We start from the raw sequence: 12,950 nt of genomic DNA on the forward strand, positions 1-12,950 counted from the left end.
CTGCCGGATGCGGCGTAAACGCCTTATCCGGCCTACCGTTCGGCACAGGTTTGTAGGCCGGATAAGCGTGAGCGCATCCGGCACCGGCACACAACTGCCGGATGCGGCGTAAACGCCTTATCCGGCCTACCGTTCAGGCACAGGTTTGTAAGCCGGATAAGCGTGAGCGCATCCGGCACCGGCGCACAACTGCCGGATGCGGCGTAAACGCCTTATCCGGCCTACCGTTCAGGCACAGGTTTGTAGGCCGGATAAGCGTAAGCGCATCCGGCACCGGCGCACAATTGCCGGATGCGGTGCACAATTATAAAATGATACGCTCCCCGGCACTAAAATCCGTTATATCTCCCGCCCAATCGATGGGATATAACCCTCGCGCGACATCGCGATGGAACGTTGAGAATGGCCAATCACTCACTTGCTTTACCCAACCATGTTTTACTGGGTTTATATAAATATAATCAACATGATGCCTATAATCTTTGGTATTGCGGATGGTGTGTTCCCAAAAACGCGGCTGCCAGATATTTTTCAATCCGCAAGTTTGAGTGAACTGTTTTTTAATCTCCCGCCAGCGAGAGGAAAAATCATCATCGCTTTCGGGTAATGTCCAGATACAGTGCATATGTTCTGGCAAAACTACCCAGGCGTTAATTTTAAAAGGTCTGGCCTGCTTAACTTTAATAATGGCGTTACGGAGTGTCTGGCACTGGGTGGTCAAAAGTTGGCTTCGACGATTCCGTAAATTTACAGTGAAAAACCATGTTCCCCCCTTGATGTAATAACGACGATATTCAGACATAGCGACTCCTTTTTCTCAACAGTAAGAAGAAAAGGAAAGGTCGACAATGAAGTTGTGTTATATCGGGAAAGCGGCTCGCAAAAAATGCACAGACTTGTAGGCATGATAAGACGTGTCAGCGTCGCATCCGGCACCTGCGCACAATTGCCGGATGCGGCGTGAACGCCTTATCCGGCCTACCATTCAGGCACAGGTTTGTAGGCCGGATAAGCGTAAGCGCATCCGGCATCGGCGCACAACCGCCGGATGCGGCGCGAATGCCTAATCCGGCCTACCATTCAGGCACAGGTTTGTAGGCCGGATAAGCGTAAGCGCATCCGGCATCAGCGCACAACCGCCGGATGCGGCGTGAACGCCTTATCCGGCCTACCGTTCAGGCACAGGTTTGTAGGCCGGATAAGCGTAAGCGCATCCGGCACCTGCGCACAACCGCCGGATGCGGCGCGAACGCCTTATCCGGCCTACAAAATCGTCTCTTCCGTCAGAATCCGGCGCGCGCCCAAAAAATGATCCTGCCAGAAAGGTTCGGCTAACCGACTTATCCGAATGGCTTCACCCGTGCGTGGCGACTCAATAAATTGTCCATCGCCCAGATATACCCCCATATGGTCAGCAATCTCATGGCTGTGAATATGGAAAAACAGCAAATCTCCCCGGCGCAGATCGTTATTCGCCACAATGGTCGCCCGCCGATAGTGATACATCTCATTGGCCGTGCGCGGGAGCTTCGCCTCAAGGATCTTGTTGTAGGCATAAAAAACCAACCCGCTACAGTCGAAACCTTGATCGGGCCGCGTGCCGCCCCAGACGTAAGGTTTGCCAAGTTGCTGTTCCAGGCGGTGAATCGCCACTTCGGTGATGTTATGCAGGTGGTTGCTGCTGAGGAAATGATTGTTTTCTGCGAGCGCCTGCCAGCGCCGGTCGCTTGCCTTAAGTGGCGCAGGAAACCATTCGGGGTGCTGTTTAATTTGTTCACGGTTGTGCTGACGCAGTGCCCTTCTGCTTTCAGCATTGCCTTCTACAACGTAGCTGGCCTGTTTTTTCAGCTGGGTTTGGTACTGTTTTAAAAAACGCGCACGGTTTTGCATCCGCTGGCGGGCAGCGTAGCTAAAAGAGATATGTGATGCAGTGGCGCTGGCAAATGAAGAAAACGGCAAGCAAAGCAACAGTAATCCCAACAACACAAAAGAGGGAATCGACGGCAAAGATATTCTCAATAATGGCTGGTCATGCATTGATGTTGCAGTGTATCCCGGCCCGTACATGAACAAACTTAATAAACCATTATTATAAAATTAATAAATATATTTCAGTTAATTATGTAAAAACATCCGTTTATTAAATTACTCATGGATTGTCGCTGTTGCTCATTTGAGCTACAATTCAAGCTGAATAAATATACAGCACAGGAGTTACCCCAATGGCTGCTAACGCATTTGTTCGCGCCCGAATCGATGAGGATTTGAAGAATCAGGCGGCGGACGTACTGGCCGGGATGGGGCTGACCATCTCTGACCTGGTTCGCATAACCCTCACAAAGGTCGCGCGTGAAAAGGCATTGCCGTTTGATTTACGCGAGCCTAATCAATTAACCATTCAATCAATTAAAAACAGCGAAGCTGGCATTGATGTTCATAAGGCCAAAGACGCCGATGATTTATTTGATAAATTAGGAATTTAAATATGATTCAAAGGGATATTGAATACTCGGGACAATTTTCAAAGGATGTAAAACTTGCACAAAAGCGTCATAAGGATATGAATAAATTGAAATATCTTATGACGCTTCTTATCAATAATACTTTACCGCTTCCAGCTGTTTATAAAGACCACCCGCTGCAAGGTTCATGGAAAGGTTATCGCGATGCTCATGTCGAACCGGACTGGATCCTGATTTACAAACTTACCGATAAACTTTTACGATTTGAGAGAACTGGAACTCACGTGGCGCTCTTTGGGTAAAGCCCGCTTCCGATGAAATTTGTAAACCCTGCGCCGACAGGTTTGCGTAAAACCCTTTTGGTGATAATGTGAGCCATCCAAATCCAGATTATTCCGATTTGGGATCTATTTTGCCGTCCTGGCGTGTGTAACCGTTTTATCAAGGAATAAGCAGTATGCGTAAAATCGCATTAATTCTTGCGATGTTGTTGATCCCGTGCGTTTCGTTTGCCGGTTTGCTGGGCAGCAGTAGATCGACCACGCCAGTGAGCAAAGAGTATAAGCAGCAGTTGATGGGCTCTCCTGTCTACATCCAGATCTTCAAGGAAGAGCGTACGCTCGATCTCTACGTCAAAATGGGCGAGCAATATCAGCTGCTCGACAGTTATAAAATCTGTAAATATTCCGGCGGTTTAGGGCCAAAACAGCGTCAGGGGGATTTCAAAAGCCCGGAAGGATTTTATAGCGTCCAGCGTAATCAGTTAAAACCGAACAGTCGTTACTACAAAGCGATTAATATTGGTTTCCCCAATGCCTATGACCGTGCGCATGGTTATGAAGGGAAATACCTGATGATCCACGGCGATTGTGTTTCCATCGGCTGCTACGCAATGACCAATCAGGGTATTGATGAAATATTCCAGTTCGTTACTGGTGCGCTGGTGTTTGGTCAGCCGAGAGTGCAAGTGAGTATTTATCCGTTCCGCATGACCGACGCCAATATGCAGCGCCATAAATATTCCAACTTTAAGGACTTCTGGGAGCAGCTGAAGCCAGGCTACGACTACTTTGAGCAAACCCGTAAGCCACCGACCGTTTCTGTGGTCAATGGCCGTTACGTGGTCAGCAAGCCTTTAAGCCACGAAGTGGTTCAGCCACAACTGGCATCAAACTACACGCTCCCCGAGGCAAAATAAGCGCCATTCGCCTGGCATAATCTTTTGCCAGGTTTCATTGCCCGTCAGCGGCTGTGTCGCAATCACCGTGACCACATCATTCGGTGTGGTCTGCGAGCTGAAGTCGATTTCCACATCCTGATCCAGCAACGTTGCCACGCCAAACGGTGCGCGGCGGGTGATCCAGTGCAGATTAGTCGAGCAATACGCCATGACATAGCGTCCGTCCGAAAGCAGCATGTTGAAGCCCCCCTTCTGCCGCAGCTCTTCTGCCAGTGAAGCGATATATTTAAACACCGCCGCCATATTGCCCGGCGTGCGCAGGTAACGCTGCGTTAATTTATGCAGCAGCCAGCAAAAGGCTTTTTCGCTGTCGGTTTCACCGACCGGGCGAAAGTTGCCGGTTTCCAGTGATTTATAGCCCGTCAGTTGCCCGTTATGGGCATAAGTCCAGTTGCGCCCCCATAGCTCGCGAGTAAACGGGTGAGTATTTTCCAGCGCTACCTCACCCCGATTTGCCTGGCGAATATGAGCCACAACCGAACAGGATTTTATTGGGTAGTCCTGGACAAGTTTGGCGATGGGGGAATTAAAGCTGGGTTGTGGATCTTTAAATGTGCGACAGCCCTTACCTTCGTAAAAGGTAATGCCCCAGCCATCTTTATGTGGCCCGGTTCCACCACCACGCTGCACCAGCCCGGTGAAACTAAAGCAGATATCGGTAGGGACGTTAGCGCTCATCCCGAGCAATTCGCACATAAGTAACCTCCACAGCAGCGGGAGCGCATAGCCCCCGGCGAAGATTGATTTAAAAATTTTCAGGCCGGATAAGCGTAAGCGCATCCGGCACCTGCGTACAACTGCCGGATGCGGCGTAAACGCCTTATCCGGCCTACCGTTCGGCACAGGTTTGTAGGCCGGATAAGCGTAAGCGCATCCGGCTCCGGCGCACAACCGCCGGATGCGGCGTGAACGCCTTATCCGGCCTACCGTTCGGCACAGGTTTGTAGGCCGGATAAGCGTAAGCGCATCCGGCACCTGCGTACAACCGCCGGATGCGGCGTGAACGCCTTATCCGACCTACCGTTCAGGCACAGATTTGTAGGCCGGATAAGCGTAAGCGCATCCGGCACCGGCACACAACCTCCGGATGCGGCGTGAACGCCTTATCCGGCCTACCGTTCAGGCACAGGTTTGTAGGCCGGATAAGCGTAAGCGCATCCGGCTCCGGCGCACAACCGCCGGATGCGGCGTAAACGCCTTATCCGGCCTACCGTTCGGCACAGGTTTGTAGGCCGGATAAGCGTAAGCGCATCCGGCATCAGCGCACAACCGCCGGATGCGGCGTAAACGCCTTATCCGGCCTACCGTTCAGGCACAGGTTTGTAGGCCGGATAAGCGTAAGCGCATCCGGCTCCGGCACACAATTGCCGGATGCGGCGTAAACGCCTTATCCGGCCTACCGTTCGGCACAGGTTTGTAGGCCGGATAAGCGTAAGCGCATCCGGCTCCGGCGCACAATTGCCGGATGCGGCGTAAACGCCTTATCCGGCCTACGCCTTAACCATCTCTTTTTCAATTAACTGGATCAGGATATGGATCACTTTAATGTGAATCTCCTGAATGCGATCGGCATAACCAAAATGCGGAACGCGAATTTCAATATCCGCTGTACCGGCCATTTTGCCGCCGTCTTTACCGGTCAGGGTGATCACTTTCATTCCCTTCTCACGCGCTGCCGCGATCGCTTTGATCACGTTTGCAGAATTACCGGAAGTGGAGATCCCCAGCAGCACATCGCCTTCGCGACCTACCGCTTCAACGTAACGGGAGAAAATATCGTTGAAACCAAAATCGTTACCGACGCAGGAAATATGACTAACGTCAGAAATGGCAATCGCCGGATAGCCAGGACGGTTTTCACGGTAGCGACCGGTCAACTCTTCGGCAAAGTGCATGGCGTCGCAATGGGAGCCGCCGTTGCCGCAGGAAAGCACTTTGCCACCGGCTTTAAAGCTGTCTGCTAACAGGACCGCCGCGCGCTGAATGGCGTGAATATTGGCGTCATCTTTTAAAAAGTTAGCCAGCGTTTCTGCCGCTTCGTTCAGTTCGTTACGAATAAGATCCTGGTACATGAGGATATCCTTCAGCATAAATGTAATAGACAAAATGCAGTGTACCGGATACCGCCAAAAGCGAGAAGTACAGGCAGGTGGAATGACCAGGACTTTTTGACCCGAAGTGCGGATAAAAACAGCAACAATGTGAGCCTTGTTGTAATTATATTGTAAACACATTGCTAAATATTTTTACATCCACTACAACCATATCATCACAAGTGGTCAGACCTCCTACAAGTAAGGGGCTTTTCGTTATGATGATTTTGAGTATTCTCGCTACGGTTGTCCTGCTCGGCGCGTTGTTCTATCACCGCGTGAGCTTATTTATCAGCAGTTTGATTTTGCTCGCCTGGACAGCCGCCCTCGGCGTTGCTGGTCTGTGGTCGGCGTGGGTGCTGGTGCCTCTGGCCATTATCCTCGTGCCGTTTAACTTTGCGCCTATGCGTAAGTCGATGATTTCCGTGCCGGTGTTTCGTGGTTTCCGTAAGGTGATGCCGCCGATGTCGCGCACGGAGAAAGAAGCGATCGATGCAGGCACCACCTGGTGGGAAGGCGATTTGTTCCAGGGCAAGCCGGACTGGAAAAAGCTGCATAACTATCCGCAACCGCGCCTGACCGCCGAAGAGCAAGCGTTTCTCGACGGCCCGGTAGAAGAAGCCTGCCGGATGGCAAATGATTTCCAGATTACCCATGAACTTGCTGATTTACCGCCAGAGCTGTGGGCGTATCTGAAAGAACATCGTTTCTTCGCGATGATCATCAAAAAAGAGTACGGCGGGCTTGAGTTCTCTGCTTATGCCCAGTCTCGTGTGCTGCAAAAACTCTCTGGCGTGAGCGGGATCCTGGCGATTACCGTCGGCGTACCGAACTCATTAGGTCCGGGCGAGCTGCTGCAACATTACGGCACTGACGAGCAGAAAAATCACTATCTGCCGCGTCTGGCGCGTGGTCAGGAGATCCCTTGCTTTGCACTGACCAGCCCGGAAGCGGGTTCCGATGCGGGCGCGATTCCGGATACCGGGATAGTCTGCATGGGTGAATGGCAGGGCCAGCAGGTGCTGGGGATGCGTCTGACCTGGAACAAGCGTTACATTACGCTGGCACCGATTGCGACCGTGCTTGGTCTGGCGTTTAAACTCTCCGATCCGGAGAAACTGCTCGGCGACGCAGAAGATTTAGGCATTACCTGTGCGCTGATCCCGACCACCACGCCAGGCGTGAAAATTGGTCGTCGCCACTTCCCACTGAACGTACCGTTCCAGAACGGGCCGACGCGCGGTAAAGATGTCTTCGTGCCGATCGATTACATTATCGGTGGACCGAAAATGGCAGGACAAGGCTGGCGGATGCTGGTGGAGTGTCTCTCGGTGGGTCGTGGCATCACCCTGCCTTCCAACTCAACCGGCGGCGTGAAGTCAGTGGCGCTGGCAACCGGCGCGTATGCTCACATTCGCCGTCAGTTCAAAATATCTATCGGTAAGATGGAAGGGATTGAAGAGCCGCTGGCGCGTATTGCCGGGAACGCCTATGTGATGGATGCTGCGGCGTCGCTGATTACCTACGGCATTATGCTAGGTGAAAAACCTGCCGTGCTATCGGCTATCGTTAAGTATCACTGTACCCACCGCGGGCAGCAGTCGATTATTGATGCGATGGATATCACCGGGGGTAAAGGCATCATGCTCGGGCAGAGCAACTTCCTGGCGCGTGCTTACCAGGGCGCACCGATTGCCATCACCGTTGAAGGGGCTAACATTTTGACCCGCAGTATGATGATCTTCGGCCAGGGGGCGATTCGTTGCCATCCGTACGTGCTGGAAGAAATGGAAGCGGCGAAAAACAATGACGTTAACGCGTTCGATAAACTGCTGTTCAAACATATCGGTCACGTCGGTAGCAACAAAGTTCGCAGCTTCTGGCTGGGCCTGACGCACGGTTTAACCAGCAGCACGCCAACCGGCGATGCCACTAAACGTTATTATCAGCACCTGAACCGCCTGAGTGCCAACCTCGCCCTGCTTTCTGATGTGTCGATGGCGGTACTGGGCGGCAGCCTGAAACGTCGTGAGCGCATCTCGGCACGTCTGGGTGATATTTTAAGCCAGCTTTACCTCGCCTCTGCCGTTCTGAAGCGTTATGACGATGAAGGACGCAATGAAGCCGACCTGCCACTAGTGCACTGGGGGGTACAGGATGCGCTGTATAAGGCTGAACAGGCGATGGACGATTTACTGCAAAACTTCCCGAACCGCGTGGTTGCCGGGCTGCTAAATGTGGTGATCTTCCCGACCGGACGCCATTATCTGGCACCGTCTGACAAGCTGGATCATAAAGTGGCGAAGATTTTACAAGTGCCGAACGCCACCCGTTCACGTATTGGTCGCGGTCAGTACCTGACGCCGAGCGAGCATAATCCGGTGGGTTTGCTGGAAGAGGCGCTGGTAGATGTGATTGCAGCCGACCCGATTCATCAGCGGATCTGTAAAGAGCTGGGTAAAAATCTGCCGTTCACCCGTCTGGATGAACTGGCGCACAACGCGCTGGCGAAAGGGCTGATTGATAAAGATGAAGCCGCCATTCTGGTGAAAGCTGAAGAAAGCCGTCTACGCAGTATTAACGTTGATGACTTTGAGCCGGAAGAGCTGGCGACGAAGCCGGTAAAGTTGCCGGAGAAAGTGCGGAAAGTTGAAGCCGCGTAATAAAGTAACGGAGCCGAAAGGCTCCATTTAGATTGCTGACAACGTGCGCGTTGTTCATGCCGGATGCGGCGTGAACGCCTTATCCGGCCTACAAAACATACAATTTCAATAGATTGCAGTGATTACGTAGGCCTGATAAGCGTAGCGCATCAGGCAATTTGGCGTTGTTCATGCCGGATGCGGCGTGAACGCCTTATCCGGCCTACAAAACCATACAATTTCAACAGATTGTAGAGATTACGCAGGCCTGATAAGCGTAGCGCATCAGGCAATTTGGCGTTGTTCATGCCGGATGCGGCGTGAACGCCTTATCCGGCCTACAAAACATACAATTTCAATAGATTGCAGAGATTGCGTAGGCCTGATAAGCGCAGCGCATCAGGCAATTTGGCGTTGTTCATGCCGGATGCGGCGTGAACGCCTTATCCGGCCGACAAAAAGATGTAATTTCAATAGATTGCAGAGATTACGTCGGCCTGATAAGCGCAGCGCATCAGGCAATTTTGCGTTGTTCATGCCGGATGCGGCGTGAACGCCTTATCCGGCCTACAAAAGCATGTAATTTCAATAGATTGCAGAGATTACGTAGGCCTGATAAGCGCAGCGCATCAGGCAATTTGGCGTTGTTCATGCCGGATGCGGCGTGAACGCCTTATCCGGCCTACAAAACATGCAATTTCAATAGATTGCAGTGATTACGTAGGCCTGATAAGCGTAGCGCATCAGGCAATTTGGCGTTGTTCATGCCGGATGCGGCGTGAACACCTTATCCGGCCTACAAAACATGCAATTTCAATAGATTGCAGAGATTATGTAGGCCTGATAAGCGCAGCGCATCAGGCAATTTGGCGTTGTTCATGCCGGATGCGGCGTGAACGCCTTATCCGGCCTACAAAACATGCAGTTTCAATAGATTGCAGAGATTACGTCGGCCTGATAAGCGCAGCGCATCAGGCAATTTGGCGTTGTTCATGCCGGATGCGGCGTGAACGCCTTATCCGGCCTACAAAACCATGCAATTTCAATAGATTGCAGAGATTACGTCGGCCTGATAAGCGCAGCGCATCAGGCAATTTGGCGTTGTTCATGCCGGATGCGGCGTGAACGCCTTATCCGGCCTACAAAACATGCAGTTTCAATAGATTGCAGAGATTACGTAGGCCTGATAAGCGTAGCGCATCAGGCAATTTTGCGTTGCTCATGCCGGATGCGGCGTGAACGCCTTATCCGGCCTACAAAACATGCAGTTTCAATAGATTGCAGAGATTGCGTAGGCCTGATAAGCGCAGCGCATCAGGCAATTTGGCGTTGTTCATGCCGGATGCGGCGTGAACGCCTTATCCGGCCTACAAAACATGTAATTTCAATAGATTGCAGAGATTGTGTGGGCCTGATAAGCGCAGCGCATCAGGCAATTTGGCGTTTGTCATCATTCTCTAACGGAGCCGAAAGGCTCCGTTAGTTGATTATTTAAAATTAAAGCCATCCGGATGATTTTCCAGGCTACCGGTCAACGCCGCGAACAGCACCGTTTTACCATCAATCGAAAGCGCATCGTTCACATTCAGCCAGGTGAGTTTCTCTTGCGACGTTTTCTCGTCAATGGTCGAGAACAGTCCCGTCATCTGATTAGATTTCTCGGACCACATCACAGCGATACGTTGCGAGCCACAGTCATGCGGCTTACACGCACTCATTACCTGATACGTCTCATCTCCCAATGTCACGGTTTGCGCGGGAGTATAAGTACCGCCTTTCATTACCCAGACAGGCAGCTTATGCCCTTGCACCATCTGATTAAACGCTGCTTTGGTGGTTTCACCCTTTGCAAGGCTGCTAATGGTTAAATCATCCTGCGCCATTGCACTGGTGGCGATGACCAGAGCGGCGACTGCCATTATTGCCTTAAACATCATTCCTCCCGAGCTTATCCTGCCCATGTTATTAACCTCCTAAAGCCTGGCGATAACACGACAATTTGCAAATCAGATATTTCCAATATCAGCATTTGTTATCAATTTATTCTGCGCTAAGGCAACAGCCTGTTGACATCCTCCCACCCTGAAGGACGTGGATCCCTGCTACGTTCAGGCTGTCGCCTGAATCATTTCGGTGGGTTCCTGCTTCAACGGGCAGCCTGACTGCACCATCCCTCCACAGGCAAGTACGGCGTGCCCCGCCGCTAAAATGTTACGAGCGCCGTTTACATCGGCGTTCGCCGTATATCCACAAGCCCAACACACGAATTTACTTTGTGACAGGCGATTTTCTTTCACGGTATGACCACAGCACGCGCAACGCTGGCTTGTGTACGCTGGCGGTACTGCCAGTACCTGACCGCCACACCAAAGCTCTTTGTACTCAAGCTGGCGGCGCATTTCATGCCAGCCCTGATCCAGTATCGAACGGTTTAAACCTGATTTTGCCCGGACATTGCGCCCCGGCTGGCTGACCGTACCCGCTGCTGACTTTGACATGTGTTTAACCTTCAAATCCTCAATGACTATCATTGCGTGGTTTTTGCTGATTGTCGTTGTGACTTTGTGAAGGTAGTCCCTGCGGATATTTGTGATACGGGAATGCAGTTGCTGTATGGCTGACAGTGGCATTTTTCCACTCAACCAGCCAGGAAGCCATTTTCCCGTAAGGGATGTATTTATTACCGGCCTCATGATTCTCATTCTGAAGCGCCAGAGCACGATTGAAAACGAAACTACATGCGCCTGCGAAGCGCCTCATTTCACGCGCCTGTTGACCACCGGGTCTTAACTGGAATTTAAATGCTTGTAGTCGTTTCACAGGTTAAATTATACTTTGGTCTATGAAAAAAGAAACCGATATCCGACGTGGAAGGCATTGTATTTTCCTGATGCATGTTCACTTGGTCTTTGTCACCAAATACCGACGCCAGATTTTTGACCATGACGCGATAGAAAAACTACGCACTTACTTTTCAAATGTATGTGCTGATTTTGAAGCTGAACTGGTTGAAATGGATGGCGAATCAGATCACGTCCATTTGTTAATTAACTATCCTCCCAAACTGGCGATATCCAGTCTGGTAAACAGCCTTAAAGGCGTATCGAGTAGGTTACTGCGACGAGATCGACCAGATATTGCAGTCAGGTATTACTACAAAGGCGTTTTGTGGAGTCCCAGCTATTTTGCCAGTAGCTGCGGAGGTGCGCCAATATCCGTCATCCACCAATACATTGAACAACAGCAAACACCTGGTTAGGTGAAAAACCGTGCCTTATATCCCCGCCCTGAAGGACGGGGTTTACGGCGCACCGGATAAAACCCTTCGCATAAAGGAGTTGTACACCGTGCCTGGTTTGAAGATTACGCTTTTGCAGCAACCACTGGTGTGGATGGATGGTCCTGCCAACCTGCGCCATTTTGATCGTCAACTGGAAGGTATTACCGGACGCGATGTGATCGTTCTACCGGAGATGTTTACCAGCGGCTTTGCCATGGAAGCGGCAGCTTCGTCTCTAGCACAAGATGACGTAGTGAACTGGATGACTGCCAAAGCGCAGCAGTGCAATGCGCTAATTGCAGGCAGTGTTGCATTACAAACGGAGTCTGGTTCGGTTAACCGCTTTTTGCTGGTTGAGCCGGGCGGCACGGTACATTTTTATGATAAGCGTCATCTGTTCCGAATGGCAGATGAGCATCTGCATTATAAAGCGGGCAATGAGCGAGTGATTGTGGAATGGCGCGGCTGGCGTATTTTGCCGCTGGTGTGCTACGACTTACGTTTTCCGGTGTGGTCGCGCAATCTCAACGATTATGACCTCGCCCTGTACGTCGCCAACTGGCCTGCTCCGCGCGCTCTGCACTGGCAGGCATTGCTGACGGCCCGCGCGATTGAGAATCAGGCGTATGTGGCGGGATGTAATCGCGTCGGCAGCGATGGCAACGGCTGCCATTATCGTGGTGACAGCCGGGTGATTAACCCGCAGGGCGAGATTATCGCTACTGCCGACGCGCATCAGGCAACGCGCATTGATGCCGAGCTGTCGATGGCGGTGTTGCGGGAGTATAGAGAGAAATTTCCGGCATGGCGGGATGCGGACGAGTTTAGGTTGTGGTGATTAGGCGTTGTTTTTAGGGAGGGGGAGAGTCGGGGTAAGACTATGAAAGCCCGCTCTCCTGCGCTGAGGGATCCCCATAAATCAGCGCTAATAAACCAACACCATATTCTGGTAGGTTTTGGCGAGATGATTAAGAACTGTGCTTAGCACTGTTCGTCTTAAAATTAGCGGGGAGTGTCGTAAGACATTCTTCGCTAACGTCAGATACGAGATTACCCGCCGTGTTTTAATGCTGTTGGCCTGATATCTCAGATGTAATCCTTTGTTTTCAGCATGATAGCCAATAAGCCACAGTACAATTGTACTCAGCGTCGCCAGTAGGCTCAGTACCAGCATTCTTCCCACGGAACGACTGTAACTGGCACGCAGAGCGAACCCGAAGCGCTCGCTTTTTT

Annotated in this window: 11 protein-coding genes and 2 pseudogenes; 6 read left to right on the plus strand and 7 right to left on the minus strand. The window is 51.5% G+C overall.

Annotation, left to right across the window (positions count from 1 at the left end):
* Positions 1–304: 304 nt before the first annotated feature.
* Both A7090_RS22195 and A7090_RS22205 read right to left on the minus strand, forming a co-directional pair.
* Positions 305–802 carry an REP-associated tyrosine transposase gene (locus tag A7090_RS22195; RefSeq protein WP_105275548.1) on the minus strand — a complete coding sequence of 166 codons (498 nt, stop codon included), beginning with the start codon at positions 800–802 and terminating at the stop codon, positions 305–307.
* Positions 803–1,263: 461 nt separating this feature from the next.
* On the minus strand, positions 1,264–2,013 hold the full coding sequence (locus A7090_RS22205) for an NlpC/P60 family protein (RefSeq protein WP_105275557.1): 750 nt from the start codon (positions 2,011–2,013) through the stop codon (positions 1,264–1,266).
* Between the two features lie 209 nt (positions 2,014–2,222).
* Here A7090_RS22205 and dinJ point away from each other — a divergent pair, with 209 nt between their 5' ends.
* The 3 genes from dinJ (at position 2,223) to dpaA (ending at position 3,660) form a co-directional block, all read left to right on the plus strand.
* Complete coding sequence (dinJ, locus tag A7090_RS22210) at positions 2,223–2,483, plus strand: type II toxin-antitoxin system antitoxin DinJ (protein ID WP_000729703.1); 261 nt, start codon at positions 2,223–2,225, stop codon at positions 2,481–2,483.
* Between the two features lie 2 nt (positions 2,484–2,485).
* The gene (gene yafQ, locus A7090_RS22215; RefSeq protein ID WP_105275550.1) at positions 2,486–2,764 is read left to right on the plus strand and encodes a type II toxin-antitoxin system mRNA interferase toxin YafQ; all 279 of its coding nucleotides are present in this window, start codon (positions 2,486–2,488) and stop codon (positions 2,762–2,764) included.
* Positions 2,765–2,919: 155 nt separating this feature from the next.
* Complete coding sequence (dpaA, locus tag A7090_RS22220) at positions 2,920–3,660, plus strand: peptidoglycan meso-diaminopimelic acid protein amidase (protein WP_105275551.1); 741 nt, start codon at positions 2,920–2,922, stop codon at positions 3,658–3,660.
* On the opposite strand, the gene A7090_RS22225 is transcribed toward dpaA, so the two are convergent.
* Entirely contained in the window at positions 3,631–4,398 is a 768-nt protein-coding gene (locus A7090_RS22225; RefSeq protein WP_105275558.1) for a class II glutamine amidotransferase, read from the minus strand. The genes dpaA and A7090_RS22225 overlap by 30 nt on opposite strands.
* A 794-nt stretch (positions 4,399–5,192) precedes the next feature.
* Positions 5,193–5,774 (minus strand): D-sedoheptulose 7-phosphate isomerase, encoded by a 582-nt coding sequence (gene lpcA, locus A7090_RS22230; protein ID WP_105275552.1) that lies wholly within the window; start codon positions 5,772–5,774, stop codon positions 5,193–5,195.
* 239 nt (positions 5,775–6,013) lie between these two features.
* On the opposite strand from lpcA, the gene fadE reads away from it, so the two are divergent.
* Positions 6,014–8,458, plus strand: a complete 2,445-nt coding sequence (gene fadE / locus A7090_RS22235; RefSeq protein ID WP_105275553.1) for an acyl-CoA dehydrogenase FadE — start codon at positions 6,014–6,016, stop codon at positions 8,456–8,458.
* A gap of 1,466 nt (positions 8,459–9,924) precedes the next feature.
* On the opposite strand, the gene ivy is transcribed toward fadE, so the two are convergent.
* Positions 9,925–10,371, minus strand: coding sequence for an Ivy family C-type lysozyme inhibitor (gene ivy / locus A7090_RS22240; RefSeq protein ID WP_198599606.1), 447 nt, complete (start codon positions 10,369–10,371; stop codon positions 9,925–9,927).
* Positions 10,372–10,545: 174 nt separating this feature from the next.
* Positions 10,546–11,257 (minus strand): annotated as a pseudogene (locus A7090_RS22245) (transposase).
* A 22-nt stretch (positions 11,258–11,279) separates the two neighbouring features.
* On the opposite strand from A7090_RS22245, the gene tnpA reads away from it, so the two are divergent.
* Together tnpA and yafV are read left to right on the plus strand one after the other, a co-directional pair.
* Positions 11,280–11,696 carry an IS200/IS605 family transposase gene (tnpA, locus tag A7090_RS22250; RefSeq protein ID WP_198599607.1) on the plus strand — a complete coding sequence of 139 codons (417 nt, stop codon included), beginning with the start codon at positions 11,280–11,282 and terminating at the stop codon, positions 11,694–11,696.
* An 88-nt stretch (positions 11,697–11,784) separates the two neighbouring features.
* On the plus strand, positions 11,785–12,555 hold the full coding sequence (gene yafV / locus A7090_RS22255; protein ID WP_105275556.1) for a 2-oxoglutaramate amidase: 771 nt from the start codon (positions 11,785–11,787) through the stop codon (positions 12,553–12,555).
* An 87-nt stretch (positions 12,556–12,642) separates the two neighbouring features.
* On the opposite strand, the pseudogene A7090_RS22260 reads toward yafV, so the two are convergent.
* Positions 12,643–12,950, minus strand: a pseudogene (locus A7090_RS22260) (IS4 family transposase); the annotation flags it as partial.

The organism is Escherichia sp. MOD1-EC7003, assembly GCF_002965065.1.
Classification (GTDB): domain Bacteria; phylum Pseudomonadota; class Gammaproteobacteria; order Enterobacterales; family Enterobacteriaceae; genus Escherichia.